General features: G+C 70.7%; 18 protein-coding genes and 1 pseudogene. 11 read left to right on the top strand and 8 right to left on the bottom strand.

What is annotated here, in order from left to right:
- Window positions 1-38 precede the first annotated feature (38 nt).
- A complete protein-coding gene (locus ACZ7L6_RS19765) occupies window positions 39-3,038 on the bottom strand; it encodes a bifunctional [glutamine synthetase] adenylyltransferase/[glutamine synthetase]-adenylyl-L-tyrosine phosphorylase (RefSeq protein ID WP_471925511.1) in 3,000 nt (999 codons plus the stop codon).
- A gap of 147 nt (window positions 3,039-3,185) precedes the next feature.
- Between ACZ7L6_RS19765 and ACZ7L6_RS19760 the strand changes: the two genes are divergently transcribed.
- From ACZ7L6_RS19760 to ACZ7L6_RS19750, 3 genes and pseudogenes are all read left to right on the top strand, one after another.
- Window positions 3,186-3,707 (top strand): pyridoxamine 5'-phosphate oxidase family protein, encoded by a 522-nt coding sequence (locus tag ACZ7L6_RS19760; protein WP_471925509.1) that lies wholly within the window; start codon window positions 3,186-3,188, stop codon window positions 3,705-3,707.
- Window positions 3,708-3,709: 2 nt separating this feature from the next.
- Window positions 3,710-4,150: a VOC family protein gene (locus ACZ7L6_RS19755; protein ID WP_471925507.1), complete on the top strand. Its 441-nt coding sequence runs from the start codon at window positions 3,710-3,712 to the stop codon at window positions 4,148-4,150.
- Between the two features lie 85 nt (window positions 4,151-4,235).
- Window positions 4,236-4,753, top strand: a pseudogene (locus ACZ7L6_RS19750) (ATP-binding protein).
- A gap of 81 nt (window positions 4,754-4,834) precedes the next feature.
- Here the strand turns inward: ACZ7L6_RS19750 and ACZ7L6_RS19745 are convergent.
- Together ACZ7L6_RS19745 and glnA are read right to left on the bottom strand one after the other, a co-directional pair.
- The gene (locus ACZ7L6_RS19745; protein WP_471925505.1) at window positions 4,835-7,636 is read right to left on the bottom strand and encodes a SpoIIE family protein phosphatase; all 2,802 of its coding nucleotides are present in this window, start codon (window positions 7,634-7,636) and stop codon (window positions 4,835-4,837) included.
- Window positions 7,637-7,766: 130 nt separating this feature from the next.
- Window positions 7,767-9,128, bottom strand: a complete 1,362-nt coding sequence (gene glnA / locus ACZ7L6_RS19740) for a type I glutamate--ammonia ligase (protein WP_433039280.1) — start codon at window positions 9,126-9,128, stop codon at window positions 7,767-7,769.
- Window positions 9,129-9,478: 350 nt separating this feature from the next.
- Between glnA and ACZ7L6_RS19735 the strand changes: the two genes are divergently transcribed.
- Complete coding sequence (locus tag ACZ7L6_RS19735; RefSeq protein WP_471925503.1) at window positions 9,479-10,672, top strand: globin domain-containing protein; 1,194 nt, start codon at window positions 9,479-9,481, stop codon at window positions 10,670-10,672.
- Between the two features lie 21 nt (window positions 10,673-10,693).
- Here the strand turns inward: ACZ7L6_RS19735 and ACZ7L6_RS19730 are convergent, their stop codons facing one another.
- Window positions 10,694-11,128: an RrF2 family transcriptional regulator gene (locus ACZ7L6_RS19730; RefSeq protein WP_471925501.1), complete on the bottom strand. Its 435-nt coding sequence runs from the start codon at window positions 11,126-11,128 to the stop codon at window positions 10,694-10,696.
- Between the two features lie 132 nt (window positions 11,129-11,260).
- On the opposite strand from ACZ7L6_RS19730, the gene ACZ7L6_RS19725 reads away from it, so the two are divergent.
- The 3 genes from ACZ7L6_RS19725 (at window position 11,261) to ACZ7L6_RS19715 (ending at window position 14,638) form a co-directional block, all read left to right on the top strand.
- Window positions 11,261-11,929 (top strand): DUF3105 domain-containing protein, encoded by a 669-nt coding sequence (locus ACZ7L6_RS19725; protein WP_471925499.1) that lies wholly within the window; start codon window positions 11,261-11,263, stop codon window positions 11,927-11,929.
- The gene (locus ACZ7L6_RS19720) at window positions 11,926-12,549 is read left to right on the top strand and encodes a DUF305 domain-containing protein (RefSeq protein WP_471925497.1); all 624 of its coding nucleotides are present in this window, start codon (window positions 11,926-11,928) and stop codon (window positions 12,547-12,549) included. Before ACZ7L6_RS19725 ends, ACZ7L6_RS19720 begins: the two co-directional genes overlap by 4 nt.
- A gap of 148 nt (window positions 12,550-12,697) precedes the next feature.
- The gene (locus ACZ7L6_RS19715) at window positions 12,698-14,638 is read left to right on the top strand and encodes a S53 family peptidase (RefSeq protein WP_471925495.1); all 1,941 of its coding nucleotides are present in this window, start codon (window positions 12,698-12,700) and stop codon (window positions 14,636-14,638) included.
- A gap of 65 nt (window positions 14,639-14,703) precedes the next feature.
- Here the strand turns inward: ACZ7L6_RS19715 and ACZ7L6_RS19710 are convergent, their stop codons facing one another.
- The 4 genes from ACZ7L6_RS19710 to ACZ7L6_RS19695 form a co-directional block, all read right to left on the bottom strand.
- On the bottom strand, window positions 14,704-15,927 hold the full coding sequence (locus ACZ7L6_RS19710; protein WP_471925493.1) for an MFS transporter: 1,224 nt from the start codon (window positions 15,925-15,927) through the stop codon (window positions 14,704-14,706).
- A gap of 106 nt (window positions 15,928-16,033) precedes the next feature.
- Window positions 16,034-17,098, bottom strand: coding sequence for an endonuclease/exonuclease/phosphatase family protein (locus tag ACZ7L6_RS19705; RefSeq protein ID WP_471925491.1), 1,065 nt, complete (start codon window positions 17,096-17,098; stop codon window positions 16,034-16,036).
- Between the two features lie 188 nt (window positions 17,099-17,286).
- On the bottom strand, window positions 17,287-17,916 hold the full coding sequence (locus ACZ7L6_RS19700) for a TetR/AcrR family transcriptional regulator (protein WP_471925489.1): 630 nt from the start codon (window positions 17,914-17,916) through the stop codon (window positions 17,287-17,289).
- A gap of 93 nt (window positions 17,917-18,009) precedes the next feature.
- Window positions 18,010-19,599 (bottom strand): MFS transporter, encoded by a 1,590-nt coding sequence (locus ACZ7L6_RS19695; RefSeq protein ID WP_471925487.1) that lies wholly within the window; start codon window positions 19,597-19,599, stop codon window positions 18,010-18,012.
- Window positions 19,600-19,801: 202 nt separating this feature from the next.
- On the opposite strand from ACZ7L6_RS19695, the gene panB reads away from it, so the two are divergent.
- The 4 genes from panB to ACZ7L6_RS19675 all read left to right on the top strand — a co-directional run bounded on the left by panB (window position 19,802) and on the right by ACZ7L6_RS19675 (window position 23,383).
- On the top strand, window positions 19,802-20,677 hold the full coding sequence (panB, locus tag ACZ7L6_RS19690) for a 3-methyl-2-oxobutanoate hydroxymethyltransferase (protein ID WP_471925485.1): 876 nt from the start codon (window positions 19,802-19,804) through the stop codon (window positions 20,675-20,677).
- 169 nt (window positions 20,678-20,846) lie between these two features.
- Window positions 20,847-21,416, top strand: coding sequence for a DinB family protein (locus ACZ7L6_RS19685; RefSeq protein ID WP_471925483.1), 570 nt, complete (start codon window positions 20,847-20,849; stop codon window positions 21,414-21,416).
- Between the two features lie 123 nt (window positions 21,417-21,539).
- Entirely contained in the window at window positions 21,540-22,565 is a 1,026-nt protein-coding gene (locus ACZ7L6_RS19680; RefSeq protein WP_471925481.1) for an ATP-binding cassette domain-containing protein, read from the top strand.
- Window positions 22,562-23,383 (top strand): ABC transporter permease, encoded by an 822-nt coding sequence (locus ACZ7L6_RS19675; protein WP_471925479.1) that lies wholly within the window; start codon window positions 22,562-22,564, stop codon window positions 23,381-23,383. Before ACZ7L6_RS19680 ends, ACZ7L6_RS19675 begins: the two co-directional genes overlap by 4 nt.
- Window positions 23,384-23,391 lie beyond the last annotated feature (8 nt).

Here is a 23,391-nt window from a genome sequence, read left to right as displayed (position 1 = left end):
GCATACGCCCCCCCCAAGCCGCAGGCGAGGACGCAGCCTCAGGCCCCGTAGAACAGCTCCTCCACCACACCCCGGGCCCGGCGCGTCGTACGCCGATACGCATCGAGCATGTCCCCGACGTGCCCCGGCTCGTACCCCAGGTACCGCCCCACCGCCGCCAGCTCACGGCTGTCCGCCGGAAACGTGTCGCCGGCCCGCCCCCGCACCAGCATCACCGCATTGCGCACCCGCGTAGCCAGCACCCACGCCTCGTCCAGGATCGCCGCCTCCTCGGCCGCAATGAGCCCGGCCGCACACGCCGCGGCAAGGGCCTCCCGCGTCCGCGTCGTCCGCAGCCCCGGCTCGGCCCACCCGTGCTGGAGCTGCAGCAGCTGAACCGTCCACTCGACGTCGGAGAGACCCCCGGGCCCGAGTTTGGTGTGCAGCTTGGGGTCGGAGCCGCGCGGGAGCCGTTCGGACTCCATACGGGCCTTCAGCCGGCGGATCTCCCGCACGGCGTCCTCACCGAGCCCCTCGGCGGGATACCGCAGCGGATCGATCAGATCGACAAAGCGACTCGCCAGCTCCGAGTCCCCGGCAACCGGCTCGGCCCGCAGCAACGCCTGCGACTCCCAGATCAGCGACCACCGGCGGTAATACGCCGCATACGAGTTCAGCGTGCGCACGAGCGGCCCGGACTTGCCCTCCGGCCGCAGATCGGCGTCGATCAGCAGAGGCGGATCCGCGCTCGGGATCTGCAGCAGCCGCCGCATCTCCTCGACCACCCGGTTCGCCGCCGCCGCGGCCTCGTGCTCGTCGACACCGTCCCGCGGCTCGTGCACGAACACGACGTCCGCGTCACTGCCGTACCCCAGCTCGTGCCCGCCGAAGCGCCCCATGCCGATGATCGCGAACCGGGTCGGCAGGGTGTCCCCCCACCCGTCCCGCACCACCGCACGCAGCGTCCCCGCCAGCGTCGCCGCCGTCAGATCCGACACCGCGGCGCCGACGCGATCGACCAGCGCACCCTGATCGGCCTCGGCCGGCTTGGTCTCGGTGCCGTAGGAGTCGACGATGTCGGCGGCGGCCGTACGGAAGAGCTCACGGCGCCGCACTCCACGCGCCGCCGTCACCGCCTGCACGGCACCGTCGGCGCGTCCCACCGCGGCGAGGATCTCCTGCTCCAGATGCCCGCGTGAACGCGGCTCGAGGCCGGTGCCGCCGTCGCCGTCCCCGAGCAGCGCCACCGCCTCCGGCGCCCGCATCAGCAGGTCGGGGGCGAGACGACCGGCCGACAGCACCCGCGCGAGGTTCTCGGCGGCGGCGCCCTCGTCCCGCAGCAGCCGCAGATACCAAGGGGTTCTGCCGAGCGCGTCCGACACCTTGCGGAAGTTCAGCAGCCCCGCGTCCGGGTCGGCGGAGTCCGCGAACCAGCCCAAGAGCACCGGCAGCAGGGTGCGTTGGATCGCCGCCTTGCGGCTGACGCCGGAAGCCAGCGCCTCCAGGTGCCGGAGCGCGGAGGCCGGGTCGGCGTATCCGAGCGCGACCAGCCGCTCGCGTGCCGCGCCGGGGCTCAACCGCGCCTCGCCGGGCGCGAGTTGGGCGACCGCGTCGAGCAGCGGCCGGTAGAAGAGCTTCTCGTGCAGCCGCCGTACGACGCCGGCGTGCCGTTTCCATTCGCGGTTCAGCTCGGCGACCGGGTCGACGCGCAGGCCGAGGGAGCGGCCGATGCGCCGCAGGTCGGCCTCGTCCTCGGGCACCAGGTGGGTCCGCCGCAGCCGGTAGAGCTGGATGCGGTGCTCCATGGAGCGCAGGAAGCGGTAGGCGTCGTCGAGTTGGGCGGCGTCGGCGCGGCCGACGTAGCCGCCCGCGGCGAGCGCCTGCAGCGCGTCCAGGGTCGTGCCGCTGCGCAGGGACGTGTCATGCCTGCCGTGCACCAACTGCAGCAGCTGTACGGCGAATTCGACGTCCCGCAGACCGCCCGGCCCCAGCTTGAGCTGCCGGTCGAGCTCGGCGACCGGGATGTTCTCGACCACCCGGCGGCGCATCTTCTGCACGTCGGCGACGAAGTTCTCCCGCTCGGCCGCCTTCCACACCAGGGGCTCCACCGCGGCGACGTACTCCTCGCCCAGTTCGATGTCGCCCGCCACCGGGCGTGCCTTGAGCAGCGCCTGGAACTCCCAGGTCTTGGCCCAGCGCTGGTAGTAGGCGAGGTGGCTGCTGAGGGTGCGCACCAGGGGGCCGTTCCTGCCCTCGGGGCGCAGATTGGCGTCCACCGGCCAGATGGACCCCTCGACCGTCGTCTCGGAGCAGATCCGCATCATGTGCGAGGCGAGCTTGGTCGCCGACCGCAGGGCCTTGCCCTCGTCGGCACCGTCCACCGCCTCCCCGACGAAGATGACGTCGACGTCGGAGACGTAGTTCAGCTCATGGCCGCCGCACTTGCCCATCGCGATCACCGCGAGCCGGCACAGCGCGGCGTCCTCGGGCGCGGCGGTGCGGGCGATGGCGAGGGCGGCGCGCAGGGTGGCGGTGGCGAGGTCGGCGAGTTCGGCGGCCGTCTGGGCCACGTCGGTCGTGCCGCACACGTCGCGGGCGGCGATGGACAGCAGGCAGCGCCGGTAGGCGACGCGCAGGGAGACGGGGTCGGTGGCCTGTGCGAGCCCGACCTCGAACTCCTCGACGCCGGGGTGCAGATCGCTCGGCTCGTACATGACCAGCGCCTGCCAGTCGCCGGCGTGCTTGGCCAGGTGGTCGGCGAGCGCGGAGGAGGCGCCGAGCACGCCGAGCAGCCGGTCGCGCAGGGGCTTGGCCGCTATCACCGTGTCCAGCAGTTGCCGCTGGGCGGCGGGGCCGGGCTGCGCTTCGACGAGCCGTACCAGACCGTGCAGGGCCAGGTCCGGGTCGGCGGTGGCGCCGAGGGCCTCCAGCAGCACCGGGTCGTTCCTGATCGGCGCCAGCTCGACACTCTCCAGCAGCCGCTCGGCGGCCGAGGGATCGGTGAACCCGTGCCGCAGCAGCCGCGAGAAGGTACTGCTCCTGCGCCCCGGCACCGTCATGCGTGGCCTCCCGTCCGATCGGGGTCGTGCGCACCCGATCAAGGTCGTACGCGATCGAGCCTAGCCGGAGTACGTGGGAGTAGCGCCGATGAGTTCCGGGGGCCCGCGCGGTCTGCCCTGTCGAGCGACACGTCTGGAGGGCGTCCGATGACCGACAAGCAACCGCAGACCCGGCTGGATGAGCGCTACAGCGACGGGACGGCCACCGCCACTCCGTGGGCGGAGGCCGAGAAGCTGCTGGCCGAGGCCGAGCTGTTCTGGATCTCGACGGTGCGTCCGGACGGGCGGCCGCATGTGACCCCGCTGCCGGCCGTGTGGTCGCGGGGGGCGCTGCACTTCTGCACCGGCCCGCAGGAGCGCAAGGCGAGGAACCTGGCGCTGAACCCGGACGTCGTCCTGACGACGGGCACGAACACCTGGAACAAGGGCTACGACCTGGTGGTCGAGGGCGAGGCGGTGCGGATCACCGACGACGCCCGGCTACGCGAACTGGCCGCCGGGTGGGAGGCGAAGTACGGCAGCTTCTGGCATTTCGAGGTGGACAACGGCCGCTTCCACCACGGTCCCGCGCATGCCTATGTCTTTTCGGTGGCGCCGCGCACCGTTTTCGGCTTCGGTAAGGGGGAGCCGTTCAGCCAGACCCGTTGGCGATTCCCCTTGGAGGACTAGCGATGGACTTCACCCTCGAAGTGATCCCGCTGCCCGTGAGCGACATCGACCGGGCCCGCGACTTCTACCGGGACAAGGTCGGCTTCCACGTCGACATCGACCAGGAGGTCATGCCGGGCATGCGCATCGTCCAGCTCACGCCTCCTGGCTCGGGCTGCTCGATCGCGCTCGGCGACAGCATCTGGGAGATGGCGAAGGGTCCCCGCCCGGCCCCCGGCTCCTACCAGGGCCTCCAGCTCTGCGTCGCCGACATCAAGGCGGCCCACGCGGAGCTGGTCGAACGCGGCCTGGAGATCTCCGAGCCCGTGCAGTACGCCCCCGACGACGGCGCCACGTTCATGTACTTCACCGACCCGGACGGCAACGGCTGGTCGATCCAGGAGTACCGCCGCAGGGCGACGGAGCCGCTGCACGAGGTCCTGTCGAAGCTGGCCGCCCAGTAGCCGCCCCGGAGAGGCGCGGCGGGGACGCGAGGCCGTATCGCCGTACCGCCCCGCCGCGTGGGCGGCACGGCGCCGGCATCGGCCCATGATCGTATGGATCAACGGCACCCACGGCGCCGGCAGGACGACGACCAGTCCGCTCGTGCAGCAACTGATCCCGGATTCACGGGTGTTCGACGCCGAGAAGGTCGGCGAGACGCTCATGGACATCACGCCGGGGCTGCCCGGGACGAACAACTTCCAGCACTGACAGCCGTGGCGGCAGCTCGTCGTCGAGACCGCCCGGCGCGTGCTCGACACCGGCGGCACTCTGGTGATTCCCATGACCGTCCTGGTCGAGCAGTACTGGCGCGAGATCAGCACAGGCCTCGCCCAGCTGCCATCCCCGTACGGCACTTCGTCCTGCACGCCGGCCAGGACACCCTGCGCGGGCGCATCGAGGGGGACACGGTCCTCGGCCCCTCCCCGTTCCGTCTCGAATACCTCGAGCCCTACACCGAGGCGGCCCGCACATGGCTGCACGACGAGGCCGAGGTCGTCGACACCACGCACCTCACCCCCGCCGAGGCCGCCCAGCGAATCGCAGAGTCCGTCAAGAGCTGAGTTCCGCCCGCCGCGTGGGTCACCCTGGCCGCCCCTCGACGGCCCACAGACGGCCCAACAGCGGCCCGGCTCAACGCAGGCTCACAGGCCAGGATCATCGAACTGGTCGAGAAGAAAATCGACCGGGGCGAGGCCCGAGGCGGCGGATGCGCCGTCGTGAAGAAGCTGCTCCGTCCAGATGACCTTGCCGTGAGGGGTGTGCCGCGTCCCCCATCGCTGGGCGGACTGTGCCACCAGGAACAGTCCCCGCCCGCCCTCGTCGGTGGTCGCCGCCCGCCGCATGCGCGGCGACGTGCCGCTTCCGTCCGACACCTCGCAGATGAGACAGCGTCCGCGGAGCAGCCGTACGGCGACCGGTGGCGAGCCGTACCGGATCGCGTTCGTGACCAGCTCGCTGACGATCAGCTCCGTGGCGAATGCGGTCTCCTCCAGCCCCCACTCCAGCAACCTCTCCCGGCAGCGCGCCCGTACCGAGGGAACCACCGCCGGGTCCGGCGGCACGTCCCACATGGCCACATCCGAGCGCGGGAACTTCCGGGTCCGTGCCGTCAACAGCGCGATGTCGTCGGAAGTGTGTGACGGCTTCATCGAGTCGATCACCGCTCGGCACGTCTCCTCCGGCGTGCGGCCCCCGGACTCATCCAACGCCCGGCGCAGTCGCTCCATCCCGACGTCGATGTCGTGGGTACGGTCCTCCACGAGGCCGTCGGTGTACAGCACCAGTTGCGAACCCTCCGGCAAGGACAGTTCCACGGTCTCGAAGGGGTAGCCGCCCAGGCCGAGCGGCGCCGAGGCCGGCACGTCCGGACAAGTGACCGTCCCGTCCGGGCGCACCACCACCGGCTCCGGATGCCCCGCACGGGCCATCGTGCAGGCCCCCGTCACCGGGTCGTAGACCGCGTAGAGGCAGGTCGCTCCGGTCACGCCCTCGCCTTCCCGGCCGGCGCCGGCATCGTCCGTGTTCTCCTCGTTGTCCATGCGGACGACCAGATCGTCCAGGTTCCCGAGCACCTCGTCCACGGGCAGGTCCAGGGTGGAGAAGTTGTGCACCGCGGTGCGCAGCCGGCCCATCGTCGCCGCCGCGTGCAGCCCGTGACCGACGACATCACCCATCGCCAGAGCCACGCGAGCGCCCGGAAGCGGGATGACGTCGAACCAGTCCCCGCCCACCCCTGCCTCCGCAGGCATGTACCGCCAGGCCACCTCCAGTGCGTCCTGTTCCGGCTGCCGCCGCGGCAGCAGGCTGCGCTGCAGCGTCACCGCCATCGCGTGCTCCCGGGTGAACCTCCGGGCGTTGTCGATGGCCACCGCCGCCCGCGTGGCCAGTTCCTCCGCGAAGGTGAGGTCATCCGGCTCGAACGCCGCGGAATCCGCCGTCCGGTAGAAGTTCGCCACGCCCAGCGTTACGTTCCGCGCCCGCAGTGGCACGGCCACCAGTGAACGCAACCCGCGCTCCAGTGCCCTCTTGGCACGCTCCGGATCTTGTTCCCGCCAGCCCTGTGCCTGTCGCAGGTCCGCCTCGAGCGTCACCCGTGACTCCTGCAGTGCCCGCATCTGCGGCGTTCGGCGCGAGAACGAGATCATCTGGCCCCGCGGATACACCGGAATCATCCGCCGGTCGCCGCCGATCGCCGCCCGGCGCATATGCCGCCAGCCCTCCGCCGTGGGCTCCCACCCCCGCAGCACCGCTTCGAGCAGGTCCACCGTCACGAGGTCGGCGAACTGCGGTACCGCCACGTCGGCGAGCTCCTGGGCCGTACGCTCCACATCCAGCGTGGTCCCGATCCCCACCCCGGCCTCATACAGCAGATTCAGCCGCTCCCGCGCGACCTCGGCCCGCCCTGAGACCGCAGCCAGCTCCGTGGTGTCCCGCAGAGTCACCACGCTGCCCTCCGGGTCGGCCTGCGGGTATGTCGGCCGCTTGTTCAGCGCCAGCAACCGGTCCCCCGCGAGCCGGACCTCATCGGTGACCGCCTCCGGCGACAACAGCACACGCGTGATCGGCTCCGGCAGTCCCAGCTCCTGCACCGGGCGCCCCCGCGAGTCCGCCGACAGCCCGAGCAGCCGTGTCGCCTCGTCGTTGGCCATCAGCAGTCGTCCGTCGGCGTCGGTGATCAACAATCCTTCCCGCACCGAGTGCAGGACCGCGTCGTGGTGCCTGTACAGCTCCGCCAGCTCCGCCGGGGCCATGCCGTGCGTCTGCCGCCGCAGCCGCCGGGACACCAGCGTCGTTCCCGCCACGGCCAGCGCCAGCGCGACCACGCCGCTGACGAGGATGATCGGCACCTCTGGCAGCCACAGGGCCGCCACGTTCCTGACCGTGATTCCGGCGGAGACCAGGCCGACCACCTTGCCGTGCGAGTCGGTCACCGGGACCACCGCCTGCACGTCCGTGCCCTTGCCCGCGGGCAGAGGCGGCCCACCGGCCTGCTCGACGACGGTACGGCCCTTAAGCGCCGGTTCGATGGTGCCGACGAACTTCTTTCCGATCTCCCGCGGGTAGGGATACGTATAACGAATCCCGTCCGTGCTCATGGCGATGACGAAGTCCAGGCCCGCGCGCTTCCGCGCCTCCTCGGCCCGAGGCTGGAGCACCGCCGTGGGATCCGGGCTCTGCAGCGCCTCGGCCACGCCAGGAGCACTCGCGAACGACTGCGCCGCGACGATCGACTCCCTGCGCCCCTGCTGCAAGGCGTCATTTGCCGCCTGGAACACCATGCCGCCCACGGCGGCCACGACCAGCAGGACCACGATCACGACCTGGAGAAGGAACACCTGACCGGCCGCACTGCGCAGGTCCAGCAGGGAGGCGCGAGGTGGGCGCGAGCCCCCCACGGGCAGATGACGTTCCGGACCCCGTGGACGCCCGGAAAATACTCGCATACACCCTTGATAACACCGCTGCCAGGAACCCGACGCACGCGCCCAGGGCCAGTGAGACGCGATGGGGCCGACGGTCCGTGACCGTCGGCCCCATCCGCCGAACCAGCGGGAAACCCGCTCCGAACTGCCCCTACAGCACCGGCAGGTTCTTCCGCAGCTCGAACGCCGTCACCTCGGACCGGTACTCGTGCCACTCCGCCCGCTTGTTGCGCAGGAAGAAGTCGAAGACGTGCTCCCCGAGCGTCTCGGCAACGAGATCGCTGCGCTCCATCAGCGTCAGCGCCTCGCCCAGGTTCTGCGGCAGCGGCTCGATGCCCATCGCGCGGCGCTCGGCGTCGGAGAGGGCCCAGACGTCGTCCTCGGCGCCCGGAGGGAGTTCGTAGCCCTCCTCGATGCCCTTGAGGCCGGCGGCGAGGAGGACCGCGTAGGCCAGGTACGGGTTGGCGCCGGAGTCGAGGGAGCGGACCTCGACCCGCGCGGAGCCGGTCTTGCCGGGCTTGTACATCGGCACGCGGACCAGGGCCGAGCGGTTGTTGTGGCCCCAGCAGATGTACGACGGGGCCTCGCCGCCGGCGCCGGCGGTGCGCTCCGAGCCGCCCCAGATGCGCTTGTAGGAGTTCACCCACTGGTTGGTGACGGCGGCGATCTCCGCGGCGTGCCGCAGCAGGCCCGCGATGAAGGAGCGGCCGACCTTGGAGAGCTGGTATTCCGCGCCCGACTCGTAGAAGGCGTTCCTGTCGCCCTCGAACAACGACAGGTGCGTGTGCATACCGGAACCCGGGTGCTCCGAGAAGGGCTTGGGCATGAACGTCGCCTGGACACCCTGCTCCAGCGCCACCTGCTTCATGACCAGGCGGAACGTCATGATGTTGTCCGCCGTCGAGAGGGCGTCGGCGTAGCGGAGGTCGATCTCCTGCTGGCCGGGGGCGCCCTCGTGGTGGGAGAACTCGACCGAGATGCCCATCGACTCCAGCATGGTGATCGCCTGGCGGCGGAAGTCCATGCCGATGTTCTGCGGGGTGTGATCGAAGTAGCCGGAGTTGTCGGCGGGCGTCGGCACCGTGCCGTCGACCGGCTTGTCCTTCAGCAGGAAGAACTCGATCTCGGGGTGGGTGTAGAAGGTGAAGCCCAGGTCGGAGGCGCGGGCCAGGGCGCGCTTGAGGACGTAGCGCGGGTCCGCGAAGGACGGCGAGCCGTCCGGCATGAGGATGTCGCAGAACATGCGCGCGGTGCCGGGGGCCTCGGCGCGCCAGGGCAGGATCTGGAAGGTCGACGGGTCCGGCTTGGCGATCATGTCGGACTCGTAGACGCGGGCGAAGCCCTCGATCGCCGAGCCGTCGAAGCCGATGCCCTCGTCGAAGGCCTGCTCCAGCTCGGCCGGGGCCACGGCCACGGACTTGAGGAAGCCCAGCACGTCCGTGAACCACAGCCGTACGAACCGGATGTCGCGCTCCTCCAACGTCCGGAGCACGAACTCCTGCTGCTTGTCCATCTTCCGCTTCCCCATCCTTGCTGGTCAGGCCGCCTGTCTCCGGTACCGCGGGAGAGGCGGTCGGGCACATGAGCATCCCACCACAACACCGTTTCAGGCGCGTTGCGCACCTTGATCGCCGCGGCGACCCCGGGGCGAACGCCCGGCATACGGCAGGTGTCCTGCCACGGTGCCCGGTGCACCGCTCCGGCGCTCGGTGAACTGCTCTGCCGCCCATCTTGCCTGCTTGAACCGACATCCGTAATGCCCGGCCCCTCAAGACCCACCCCGCTTTAATTGGAATCTTGGATGCAAGTTTTAATGAGGGCGGGCGGTCACCCTCACCGCCCCTTCGAGCCTGAGGAGACCCGATGCTGTCCGAGCAGTCCGCCGTCACCGTCCGCGCCACCCTGCCTGCGGTCGGTGCATCCCTCGCCGAGATCACCGAGCGTTTCTACGCCGGGTTGTTCGCCGCCCACCCCGAGCTGCTGCGCGACCTGTTCAACCGCGGCAACCAGGCGGCGGACACCCAGCGGCAGGCTCTGGCGGGGTCGATCGCCGCCTTCGCGACGCACCTCCTGGACCACCCCGACGAGCGGCCCGACGCGATGCTGAGCCGTATCGCCCACAAGCACGCCTCCCTGGGCGTCACGGCGGAGCAGTACGGGCTCGTCCACGAGCACCTCTTCGCCGCCATCGCCGACGTCCTCGGCGAGGCCGTCACGCCCGAAGTGGCCGCCGCCTGGGACGAGGTCTACTGGCTGATGGCGAACGCGCTCATCGCGATCGAGAAGCGGCTGTACAAGGAGCACGGCGGGGGCGAGTGGCAGGAGTGGGAGGTCGTCGAGCGGGTCGAGGAGACCGCCGACGTCGCCACCTTCCGGCTGCGCCCGGCCGACGGCCGCCCGGCGCCCGGCTTCCGGGCCGGGCAGTACGTCTCCGTCCAGGCCGAGCTGGCGGACGGGGCCCGGCAGATACGCCAGTACAGCCTCTCCGCGGCACCCGGCTCGCCGATCCGCCAGATCAGCGTGAAGCGCGTGCGCGGCGGGGCCGCCCCCGACGGCGAGGTCTCGAACCACCTCCACGCGCGCGTGCGGGTCGGCGACCGGCTGCGCCTGTCGGCGCCGTACGGCGATCTCGTGCTCGCCGGCACCGACGCCCCGCTGCTCCTCGCCTCCGCCGGCATCGGCGTGACCCCGATGGTCGCCATGCTGGGTGAGCTCGCGGACGCCGGGCACGAGGGCCCGGTGACCGTCGTGCACGGAGACCGCTCCCCAGCCGATCACGCCCTGCGCGCCGACCACGAGGCGTACGCCGGGAAGCTCGCGGACGCCTCGGTGCACTTCTGGTACGAGACGGGCGCCGACGGCGCCGAGGATTCCCACCGCACCGGCCTGGTCGACCTCACCGACATCGCCGTAGCGCAGGGCACGCGCGCGTACCTGTGCGGTCCGCTGCCCTTCATGCGGGCGGTACGGGCGCAGCTGATCGCGAAGGGCGTGGCGCCGGCCGACATCCACTACGAGGTGTTCGGGCCGGACCTCTGGCTGGCCCAGGAGAGCTAGGCCCTGTCCCTGGAACCTGCCTTAGGGCGCGCGGCCGATCTGGAGCAGCAGCGGACCGGTGGGGTCCGCGGTCACGTCGGTCACCGTCAGCGGGTCCAGTGAGGCGTAGAAGGCCTCCTGGGCCCGCCGCAGCGCGCCCCGCAGCCGGCACGCGGAGTGGAGCGGGCAGGGGCTGTCGCCCTCGCACTCGACGACGTCGCCGTCCCCCTCGAAGGCGCGCACGATGGCGCCGACCGATGCGGTACGGCCCTTGTCGCTGAGCCAGAGCCCTCCGCCGCGGCCCCGGCGGGCGTCGACGAGACCCATGTGCTGCAGCTCGGCGACGACCTTGGCGGCGTGCGTGTAGGGCACCTCCATGTCCGCCGCGACCTCGCGGGTCGTCGGCGTGGCGTCGCCCAGGACGGCGAGCCGCATGAGGAGCCGCAGGGCGAGGTCGGTGGAGCGCAGCAGCCGCATGTGGGCAGCGTAGATAATGCGCATTCGGGGTTCCAAATATCGGGCGTTCGCAGCCTCCCTACATCTCGCCCCATCGCCCCCATTACGATCAGCGCACCCGAATGTCCCACCCCCCTCAGAAGGGCACACCTCATGGGCTCCGCCAAGAACAAGAACAGCGCGGATCGCAAGGCGCGGATAGAGGAGATGCGGCGTGCCGAGCGTGCCCGTGAGCGCCGCAACCGCATCCTCACCATCGCGGCCAGCGTCGTGGTGGTCGCCGGTCTCGTCGTCGGCGGTGTCGTCCTCATCCAGTCGCAGTCCGACAAGAGCGACTCGGCGCAGTCCGAGAAGGACAAGACCACCGGGAAGTTCGTCGCCGGCAAGGACGGCGTGAACACCTGGAAGGGCACCCTGGCCCGCACCCACGTCGAGACGAGCGTGAAGTACCCGGTGGAACCGCCGGTCGGCGGCAACCACAACCGGGCGTGGATGAACTGCAACGGCGACGTCTACACCAAGGAACTCAGGAACGAGAACGCCGTGCACTCCCTGGAGCACGGCGCCGTCTGGGTGACGTACACCAGCAAGGCATCCAAGGCCGATGTCGCCGCGCTGGCGGAGAAGGTCAAGAAGACGCCGTACACGCTGATGAGCCCGGACGAGAAGCAGAAGGACCCGATCATGCTCAGCGCGTGGGGGCACCAGCGCACGGTGACGAGCGCGAGCGACCCGAACGTGAACAAGTTCTTCGAGACGTACGTCCAGGGTGAGCAGACGCCGGAGCCGGGCGCGGCGTGCACGGGCGGTCTGTCGGAGTGAGGCAGCACGTCGGCTGGATCGCCGGGACCGTGGCGGCCGTGCTCGTCGCGGCCGGCGCGATCACCTACGCCGTCGCCGAGGACGGGGGCTCCGGGCAGACCCCGAGCGCCGACTCGGCGGACGCCGGGTTCGCGCGCGACATGGCGGTGCACCATCAGCAGGCCGTGGAGATGTCGTACGTCGTGCGCGACCGCACCAAGGACGAGGAGGTGCGGCGGCTCGCGTACGACATCGCGCAGACGCAGGCCAACCAGCGCGGCATGCTGCTGGGCTGGCTGGATCTGTGGAAGCTGCCGAAGGTGTCGTCGGACGGGCCGATGGCCTGGATGGGCATGGGCGACATGCCCTCCGCCGGGGACGGCGCGCTGATGCCGGGCATGGCGACCAACGCGGAGATGAAGAAGCTCGAGGGCCTCAGCGGCAAGCAGGCGGAGGTCTTCTATCTGCAGTTGATGACGGACCATCACAAGGGCGGCATCCACATGGCCGAGGGCTGTGTGGACAAGTGCACGGTCGACGTCGAGAAGAAGCTCGCGCAGGGCATGGTCGAGGGGCAGCAGTCGGAGATCGACCTGATGAAGGACATGCTGGAGGAGCGGGGCGCGAAGCCGCGGCCGTGATCCTCGCTCCCTCCTCGACCATCAAATGGCCTTGTCATTAGGTTAATTGAGGGCTTCTTGGCCCTCGCATTCCCCTGGCATGAACGGTTCATCGAAAGAGTGACGCCTGTCGAGTGATCCACTCGCGACGAACCGCACAGGGGGTTTCATGAGATCCAACCGCGCCACCCTGCGCGCCGGAGTGAGCCTGGCAGCGACACTGCCCCTGCTCGCCGGCGCGCTCGCGCTCGGCATACCCGCGGCGCACGCCGCCGACCACGCGGACCGGGACACGCTCGCGGGAACCAAGCCCGCTTGGGCCACGACCAAGGCCGACCGGGGCGCGACCGCCGACAGCGCCCCGGTCTCCGTCCGCGTCTACCTGGCGGGACGGGACGCGACCGGTCTCGCCGCCTACGCCAAAGCCGTGTCCGACCCGGACTCGGCGTCGTACGGCAAATACCTCACCGCCAGGCAGACGCAGGCCCGCTTCGGCGCGACGAAGGCCCAAGTGGCCGCCGTGAAGAGCTGGTTGACGTCGGCGGGCCTGAAGGTCACGGACGTCACACAGCACTATGTCGCCGTCACCGGCGATGTGGCCGCCGCCGAGAAGGCGTTCGGCGCCCAGCTGCACAACTACACCAAGGGCGCCCGGACCTACCGCGCGCCCGCGACGTCGGCCTCGGTACCGGAGGGCCTCAAGGACGCCGTCCTGACCGTCACCGGCCTGGACAACGCGCCGCACCTGGCGCGCCACCAGGACCAGCTCCCGCCGCCGGAGACCGTGTTCCGCAACGCCGGGCCCTTCTCCTCGTACCACGGCTCGAACGTGGCGAGCACGCTGCCGGACGCGTACGGCACGAAGATCCCGTACGCCGTGAAGGGCTACACCGGCAAGCAGCTGCGCGCCGCCTACGGGGCGGGCACGCGCACCGGCAAGGGCGTGCGCATCGCCATCACCGACGCGTACGCCTCGCCGACCATCGCCTTCGACGCGGCCACCTACGCGAAGAAGCACGGCGACGCGGCCTACACCAGCGGCCAGTTGCACCAGGTCCTGCCGGACAAGTACACGCGGACCAAGGAGTGCGGCGCGGCCGGCTGGTACGGCGAGGAGACCCTCGACGTCGAGGCCGTGCACGCGGTCGCGCCCGGCGCGCAGATCACTTACGTCGGCGCCGCCTCCTGCTACGACGACGACCTGCTCGACTCGCTCAGCAAGATCGTCGACAACCATCTCGCCGACATCGTCTCCAACTCCTGGGGCGACATCGAGGCCAACCAGACGCCCGACCTCGCGGCCGCCTACGACCAGGTCTTCCAGTTCGGCGCGGTCGAGGGCATCGGCTTCTACTTCTCCTCGGGCGACAACGGCGACGAGGTCGCCAACACCGGTACCAAGCAGGTCGACACCCCGGCCAACTCGGCGTGGGTGACGGCGGTCGGCGGCACTTCGCTGGCCGTCGGCAAGGGCGACTCGTACCTGTGGGAGACGGGCTGGGGCACGCAGAAGGCGGTGCTGTCGGCCGACGGCAAGAGCTGGACGGACTTCCCCGGCGCCTTCACCTCGGGCGCGGGCGGCGGAACCAGCAGGACCGTCGCCGAGCCGTACTGGCAGAAGGGCGTCGTGCCGGACGCGCTGGCCAAGGCCAACAGCGCCGACGGCAACCGTGTCGTGCCGGACATCGCGGCGATCGCCGACCCGAACACCGGGTTCCTGGTGGGCCAGACGCAGACCCTGCCGGACGGAAGGACCCAGGCGTACGACGAGTACCGCATCGGCGGCACCTCGCTCGCCGCACCGGTGATCGCGGCCGTCCAGGCGCTGGCGCAGGAGGCGCGCGGCGGCAAGCCGCTCGGTTTCGCCAACCCGGCGATCTACGCGAAGTACGGCTCGAAGGCGTACCACGACGTCACGGACAACCCCACGGGCTCCGGGCTCGCGGTCGCGCGCGTCGACTACGTCAACGGCTACGACGCCACAGGCGGCCTGACGACGTCCGTGCGCAGCCTCGGCAAGGACAGCTCGCTCCAGGCCGTGAAGGGCTACGACGACGTCACGGGCGTGGGGACACCTGCGAACGGTTACGTGGAGTCGTACCGCCGCTGAGAGAAACGCAGAGAGAAACACATGGGGGGCGCCCGGTGATCACCGGGCGCCCCCCTCGTCGTACCTCAGGACCGGACACTCTCCGCCTGGTGCGGAACATGCCCGGCGACCACCCGCTCCCGCCCGGCCCGCGGAGCGGCGACCCGCCGCCGGTCCACCGCGTACGCGGCGCCCGCGACGCCCAGCCCGAGCACGGCCAGCGCGGCACCGGCCAGGGCAGGCGAGGTCACGCCGAAGCCTGCGGCGAGGGCCAGGCCGCCGATCCAGGCGCCGCCCGCGTTGGCGAGGTTGAAGGCCGCCTGGTTGGCCGAGGAGGCCAGGGACGGGGCCGACGACGCCTTCTCCATCACCATCAGGTTGAGCGGGGAGCCGGCCACGAACGCCGCCATGCCGAGCAGCGTCACCGCCAGGGCCGCGCTCCACGCCGTGGACATCAGGAGCGGGAACAGGGCCAGCACGGCGGCGAGGGAGAGCAGGCCCCCGAACAGGGTCCTGCGCATCGAGTGGTCCGCCAGCCGCCCGCCCAGCAGGTTGCCCACCGTCGCGCCCACCCCGAACAGCGCCAGCAGCAGCGTCACGCTGGCGTCGGCGTACCCGGCGGAGTCGGTCAGCATCGGCGTGACGTAGCTGTACGCGGCGAAGAGCGCGCCGAAGCCCGCGACCGTCGTCCCGAGGGCGAGCCACACCGGCAGCGACTTCAGCGCGGCCAGCTCCCCGCGCAGGCCGGCGGACGGCGCCGGCACCCGGTCGTGCGGGATCAGCAGCGCGAGCGAGGCGATGGCGGCCAGGCCGATCGCGCTGACGCCCAGGAAGGTCGCCCGCCAGCCCAGGTGCTGCCCCACGAGCGTGGCGACCGGCACGCCGGCGATGTTCGCGACGGTCAGCCCGAGGAACATCAGGGACACCGACCGGGCCTTGCGCTCCGGCGCGACCATGGCCGTGGCGACCACCGCGCCGACGCCGAAGAAGGCACCGTGCGGCAGACCGCTGACGAAGCGGGCCACGAGCAGCCAGGAGTGGTCCGGCGCGAGGGCCGACGCCGCGTTGCCGGCCACGAACAGGGCCATCAGCGCAATCAGGACCCTACGGCGCGGCATCCGCGCGGTCGCGGCCGCCAGCAGCGGGGCGCCGATGACGACGCCGAGCGCGTACGCCGAGACCAGGTGTCCGGCGGTGGGGATGGAGGTGTGCAGGTCGTCCGCGACGTCGGGCAGCAGGCCCATCATCACGAACTCGGTCGTACCTATGCCGAAGGCGCCGACGGCCAGGGCGAGCAGGGCCAGGGGCATGAAAAGAGCCGTGCCTTTCGAGGGAGATTCAAGCGAGAGCGATGTTCCGGACCAAGCTTATGTTCAGTTCCGGAACAAAGACTCGCAGCCCCCGTATTCCCCCTGGTTACGAGGACGTGTCGACCTTCACACGAGCAGCCACCGGGAGGTGGTCGCTGCCCGTCTCCGGCAGCGTCCAGGAGCTCTCCGGCTCGACGCCCCGCACCATGATCTGGTCGATCCGGGCCATCGGGAACGACGCCGGCCAGCTGAACCCGAACCCGCTGCCCGAGGCGCCCTGCGTGGAGCGCATCTGGGCGGTGACGGCGTTGAGCGCGCGGTCGTTCATCGTGCCGTTCAGGTCGCCGAGCAGGACGACCTTCTGCACGGGCTCGTCGGCGATGGCCTCGCCCAGCGCGTTGGCGCTCTTGTCGCGCTGGCGGGCGGTGAACCCGGCCTCCATCTTCACCCGCACCGACGGCAGGTGGGCGACGTACACCGCGACCTGCCCGGACGGCGTGGTCACCACGGCCCGCATGGCGCGCGTCCAGCCCAGCTTGATGTCGACGGGCCCGACCCCGCTCAGCGGGTACTTGCTCCACACCCCGACGGTGCCCTGCACCGAGTGGTACTTGTACGTCGACGCCAGCGCCTTCTCGTACGTCGGCACCGCCGCGGCCGTCAGCTCCTCCAGGGCCAGCACGTCCGCGCCGGACGCGGCCACGTCGCGGGCGGTGCCGGACGGATCGGTGTTGTCGGCGTTGACGTTGTGCGTGGCCACCGTGAGGTCGCCGCCGGGGCCGGTGCGGTCGACGAGGAGGCCGCCGAAGAGGTTCAGCCACACGGTCGCCGGGAGCAGCACCGCGATGAGCGCGGTCGCGGACCTGCGGACCAGGGCCAGCAGGAGAAGCAGCGGGACGAACAGGCCGAGCCACGGCAGGAACGTCTCGGTGAGGCTGCCGAGGTTGCCGATCCGGTTCGGGATCTGCGCGTGCAGCAGCATCACCAGGGCGAGGATCACCGCGAGGGCGGCCAGCACGATGCCGCGTCGCCAGATGCGCGGATCACCGCGCCAGGCCGCGACCAGGCGGTTGTTCTTCAGGCGGTCCGTCAGGCGCCGAAGCCCGGATTCCCGGCGCTCGGGCCCCGAGCCTCCGTTGTCCGTCTCCGTCACGTACGCCTGCTGCGCCATACCGTCGCCTCACTACCTGCCGTGCACTCCGTCGTCCCCCCGCGCCCAGAGAAACCCTAGGGGATGATCGGCTCCGTTCCTGCCGTACTCATGACGGCCGTACGGGGGCGAGGACGTACAAGTCACCTTCAGGAGTTCCGCTCACCGCGAGGGAAAGCGCGCTCTGTGACGAAACGCGCACATGCGATCTACGAGTTGCGCGAACTGACGGGCCGTAGACCTTCGAGTACGGCGTCGACCATCTGCTCCGCCAGCCCTTCGGGAAGGTCGGCGTCCGGGCGCATGACGGCACGGACCAGCATGGGGCCGAAGATGATGTCGTTCATCACGTCGACGTCGAGGTCGGTGCGCAGTTCACCGCTCTCCTGCCCGCGGCGCAGGATCGCGTGCTGTTTCCTGCGCCGCGGCTCGACGACGATCGCGTGATAGGCGTCCCAGATCTTCGGCGTGCTCTTCATCTGGGCGATGACGTTGTGCAGCAGCACCGACGAACGGGTCATCAGGCCGCGCCTGCGCAACTGCTCCATCAGCACCACGAGATCGTCGCGCACCGAGGTCCCGGGCAGTTCGGGGTCCGGGGGTTCGGCGGCGCGCACGACGTCGACGAAGAGCTCCTCCTTGCCGCGCCAGCGCCGGTAGATGGTGGCCTTGCCGACGCCCGCGGTACGGGCGATGCGCTCGATGGACAGCTCCGAGAGCGGCACACCGTCCTCCAGCAGCTTCAGGATGCCCTCCATGATGGCCCGCTCCACGGCCTCGCTGCGGGGGCGGCCCCGGGTGGGGCCGTCGTGCCGGGGGTGGCTGTCGGCGAGGCTCACTGGGTTCGGTCCTTTCGGTGGGCTGTGCTGATTCTCCCTGGTGTACGACGGTGTACGACGTCGGCGTGCACGAGGCGTGTGTCGGCGCGCGTGCTACTCCGCGGCCGCGAACTCCCGCTCCGTCTCCCCCTCCTGAGATGCCGTCGGCCGCCCGGGCAGGAACAGCGCCACGACCACCGCGCCGAGCACGGCGATGCCCGCTCCCCACAGCGCCGTCACATGCATGGCGTGCAGGAAGGCGTCGTGGGCCGGGCCGACGAGGGCCTCGCCCCGCGACCCGAGCCGGGCCGCGACGCCGAGCGTGGCCTCGATGGACTCGCCCGCCGTGTGCCGTACGCCCTCCGGCAGCACCGTGAGCTTGTCCTCGATGCCGCCCCGGTACGCGGTCGACATGACCGAGCCCAGTACGGCGACGCCGAGTGCGCCGCCGACCTGGCGGAAGGTGTTGCTGAGGGCGGAGGCGGAGCCGGCCTTCTCGCGGGGCAGGGCCTGCATGATGACGACGCTGAGCGGGGTCATGATGTGCGCCATGGCGGCGCCCATGAGGAAGAACACCACCTCCAGGAGCCAGATCGGCGTGTCCGCCTCGAAGGCGGCGAACGCGGCCAGGGTGGCGGCGATCAGCAGCATGGCGCCGGTGGTCGTCGCCCTGTTGCCGAAGCGGTCGACGAGGAGCCGGGCGCGCGGCGCAAAGATCATCTGGGCGGCGGCGAGCGGCAGCATCAGCAGGCCGGTCTGCAGGGGCGAGTAGCCGCGCACGCTCTGGGTGTAGAAGACGGAGAAGAAGGTCACGCCCATGAGGGCGAAGAAGACCAGCGCGATGACGCCGATCGCGGCCGAGAAGACCTTGTTCTTGAAGTACGTGACGTCGATGGACGGATGGTCGCTGCGCTTCTCGAACACGACGAAGCCGACGAGGACGGCGAGGCCCGCGGCGATGGTCGCGAGGACCGTCGTGTCGGTGAAGTCGGCGAGCTGGCCGCCCTTGATGATGCCGTAGACGAGCAGGACCAGGCCGACCACGGAGAGCACGACGCCGACGGGGTCGATGCGGCCGGGGTTCGGGTCGCGCGAGTCCGGGACCAGCCACAGCATCAGCGCGAGCGCGAGGAGCACGATCGGCACGTTGATGAGGAAGACCGAGCCCCACCAGAAGTGGTCGAGGAGGACGCCGCCGGTGATGGGCCCGATGGCGATGGCGAGCCCGACGCCGCCCGCCCAGATGCCGATGGCCTTCGGCTGCTCGTCCCGCTCGAAGACGTTCATCAGGACGGCGAGCGTGGCCGGCATGACGAACGCGGCACCGAGGCCCATCACCGCGCGGAAGGCGATGAGCTCGCCGGGCGAGCCGGAGAACGCGGCGAGCGCGGAGCCGATGCCGAACACGGCGAGCCCGCCCAGCAGGACCTTCTTGCGGCCGAGCCGGTCGCCGAGGAGGCCGGCGCTGAACAACAGGCCGGCGAAGACGAGGGTGTAGGCGTTGATCGCCCACTCCAGCTCGCTCTGCGTGGCGCCCAGGCCGGTCGGGGCCGGGGTCGAGATGGTCTTGATGGCGACGTTCAGAATCGAGTTGTCCAGGACGACGATCAGCAGGCTGAGCATCAGCACGCCGAGGATCGCCCAGCGGCGCCGGTGCACGGCCTCCGGTATCCGATGGCCGGTGTCTGGGACGGGAGAAGTCATGCCGTGGAGCGTAGGGGATTTTCGATACGGCACCGTCTCGTATCGTAAATTTTTACCGATCTCTTACGCGCGGCGCGAGAGGGGCACGACGGGGCGGAACTCACAGGGGGAGGCCTGGCCCTCCCTGGCACGAAGTGCCACCATGGAGTCGGTCCGGGGACGCCGTCAGGGCGCCTCGAGATGACATGAAGGAGCCGTTGCCATGACGCAGCTTTCGGCTGCCCAGACGCCTCAGGCGAAGCCCTCCGACGGCAGCAAGGCGCTGTACGGGGGGAAGGGCACCCGCCGCATCACCGTTCGCGACATCGCTCTCGCCAAGGAGCGGGGCGAGAAGTGGCCCATGCTCACCGCGTACGACGCGATGACCGCGTCCGTGTTCGACGAGGCCGGCATCCCGGTCATGCTCGTCGGCGACTCCGCGGGCAACTGTCACCTCGGGTACGACACGACCGTGCCCGTCACCCTCGACGAAATGACCATGCTGTCGGCGGCCGTCGTACGGGGCACCTCGCGCGCCCTGATCGTCGGTGACCTGCCCTTCGGCTCCTACCAGGAGGGCCCGGTGCAGGCGCTGCGCTCGGCGACCCGGCTGGTGAAGGAGGCCGGGGTCGGCGCGGTGAAGCTGGAGGGCGGCGAGCGCTCGCACCGCCAGATCGAGCTGCTGGTCGAGTCCGGCATCCCGGTCATGGCCCACATCGGCCTGACCCCGCAGTCCGTCAACGCCATGGGCTACCGCGTCCAGGGCCGCGGCGAGGAGGCGGCCGCGCAGCTGCTGCGGGACGCGAAGGCGGTCCAGGACGCGGGCGCGTTCGCGGTCGTCCTGGAGCTGGTGCCGGCGGAGCTGGCGGCCGAGGTGACGCGGATCCTGCACATCCCGACGGTCGGGATCGGCGCCGGCGCCGAGACGGACGCCCAGGTGCTGGTCTGGACGGACATGCTGGGCCTGACCGGCGGCCGGGTCCCCAAGTTCGTCAAGCAGTACGCCGACCTCCGTGAGGTCATGGGCAACGCGGCGAAGGCGTTCGCGGAGGACGTGGTGGGCGGAACGTTCCCGCTCGAGGAGCACTCGGTCCACTGAGCCGGTCCGGTGCCCCCTTCCGGGCTCCGGCACCCCTGAACCACTGCGGCACCACAGCGCCCCGCCGATCTTCCCCCGTCGGCGGGGCGCCCCTTTGTCCCGGACTTCCCGGAACTCACCGGCGGGGCTCCCGAAACTCGCTGGCGGGCCCGGTCCCTCGCGGACGAGCATGAGCCGCATGACTGACGAACCCGCACGATGGAGCCAGGCGACCACCTACCCCGACATGTGGGTCGACCCCGACGACGACCCCCGCAACAGCGACGGAGTCAGTCCGGACGGCGAACTCGCTACGCTGCAGGACTTCCTGACGAACTACCGCATGACCCTGCGCATGAAGTGCGAGGGCCTGGACCCGGAGCAGCTGGCCCGCCGTTCGGTGCCGCCCTCCACGATGTCGCTGCTCGGCCTGATCCGGCACCTCGCCGAGGTGGAACGGGACTGGCGCGGCTGGATCACCGAGGGCGATCCGCTGCCGAAGCTGTACGGCGACCCCGACGGGGATTTCCTGGGAGCCGTCGCCGAACAGGCCGTCGTGGACGCCGCGTACGCCGACCTGGAAAGCGAGCAGGCGGCGACCGACGCCGCGCTGGCCGCGCACCCGGATCTGGGCGAGCGCCTGGGCAAGGAGGGGTTCGCCGTGCGGGAGCTCCTGGTGCACCGGATCGAGGAGTACGCCCGGCACTGCGGGCATGCCGACCTGTTGCGCGAGTGCGTCGACGGGCGGGTGGGTCAGTGAGCCGGTGACCGACCCGGGCGGGAGCGGATCCGAGTGAGAGGCGGATCCGCCCTGTCGGCGCCCTGTAGGCCATGTCGGTGATCTGTCGGTCGTTTGTCGGTGGGTGCTGACACCGTCCTCTGCATGACGCGAATCGACAAGAACCCCGACGGCGTGAGCAGCGCCGTGTCCGTGCGGGGGCTGGTCAAGCACTACGGCGAGACCAAGGCTCTGGACGGTGTTGACCTCACGGTGCGCGAAGGCACCGTCATGGGCGTGCTCGGGCCGAACGGCGCCGGGAAGACCACCCTGGTGCGGATCCTGTCCACGCTGCTGGCGCCGGACGCCGGACAGGCCACCGTCGCCGGGTACGACGTCGTACGGCAGCCCCGGCAGCTGCGGCGGGTGATCGGGCTCACCGGGCAGTACGCCTCCGTGGACGAGAAGCTCCCCGGGTGGGAGAACCTGTACCTCATCGGGCGGCTCCTCGATCTGCCCCGCAAGGAGGCACGCGCGCGTGCCGACGAGCTGCTGGAGCGGTTCTCCCTGACGGAGGCGGCCAAGCGGCCCGCCTCGACCTACTCCGGCGGTATGCGGCGGCGGCTCGACCTGGCCGCCTCCATGATCGGACGGCCCGCGGTGCTGTTCCTCGACGAGCCGACCACGGGGCTCGACCCGCGCACCCGCAACGAGGTGTGGGACGAGGTCAAGGCCATGGTCGGGGACGGTGTGACCGTGCTGCTGACCACCCAGTACATGGAGGAGGCCGAGCAGCTCGCCTCCGAGCTGACGGTCGTCGACCGGGGCAAGGTCATCGCGGGCGGTGGCATCGAGGAGCTCAAGGCCAAGGTCGGCGGCCGGACCCTGCGCGTCCGGCCGGCCGATGCCCTGCAGTTGCGGCCCCTCGCCGGATATCTGGACGAGCTCGGCATCACCGGGCTCGCCACCACCACCGTGGACACCCAGACCGGCACGCTGCTCGTCCCGGTCCTCAGCGACGAGCAGCTCACCGCGATCGTCGGTGCCGTCACCGCGCGCGGCGTCACGCTCGCCTCCATCACCACCGAACTGCCCAGCCTGGACGAGGTGTTCCTGTCCCTCACCGGCCACCGCGCCAGTGCGCCGCAGGACGCCGTGCCCGCCGACGACCGCGAGGAGGTCGCCGTATGAGCGCCGCCACCCTTTCCACACCTGCGACGAACGACGACGCCCGCATCCCCCTGCGCGGGCACCTGCGGCACACCGGCGCCCTCGTCCGCCGCAATCTGCTGTGGATCCGTCAGGACCCGGAGTCGATGGCCGACGCGCTGCTGATGCCGGTCATCTTCACCCTGCTGTTCGTTTTCGTCTTCGGCGGCTCGATCGGGCAGGCGTTGGGCGGCGGACAGGACCAGTACGTGCAGTACGTGATCCCCGGCATGATCGCGATGATGAGCATGACGCTGTCGCAGGGCGTCGGCACCGGCTTCAGCCAGGACTTCAACTCCGGTGTCATGGACCGCTTCCGGTCCCTGCCGATCGGGCGCGGCTCGGTGCTCTTCGCGAAGATCTCGGTGGAGCTGCTGCGGATGCTGTTCGCGACCGCCGTGCTGATGATCGTCTCGGTCGCGGTCGGGTTCGACATCAAGAGCTGGCCCGGTCTGTTCGCGACCGTGGCCCTGTCCACGGCCTTCGCCTCGTCGATCATGTGGGTGTTCCTCACCCTGGGCGTGATCATGAAGAACGCGCAGTCCGTGCAGGCGATGGGCTTCCTGGTGCTGTTCCCGCTCCAGTTCGGCTCGTCGATCTTCGCGCCGACCACGTCGATGCCGGGCTGGCTGCAGGCCTTCACCGACTACAACCCGCTGTCCACGCTCGCGGACGCCGCGCGCGGACTGATGGTGGGCGGGCCGGTCGCGCACGATCTGTGGGTGACGCTGGGCTGGTCGGTGGCGATCACGGCGGTGATGGCGCCGATCGCGATCCACAAGTTCCGCACGAAGAGCTGACGTACGGA

Source organism: Streptomyces sp. NPDC107522 (assembly GCF_055657525.1).
The sequence above is the reverse complement of the archived record's forward strand: the minus strand, read 5'-3'. Positions and strand labels throughout refer to the sequence as shown.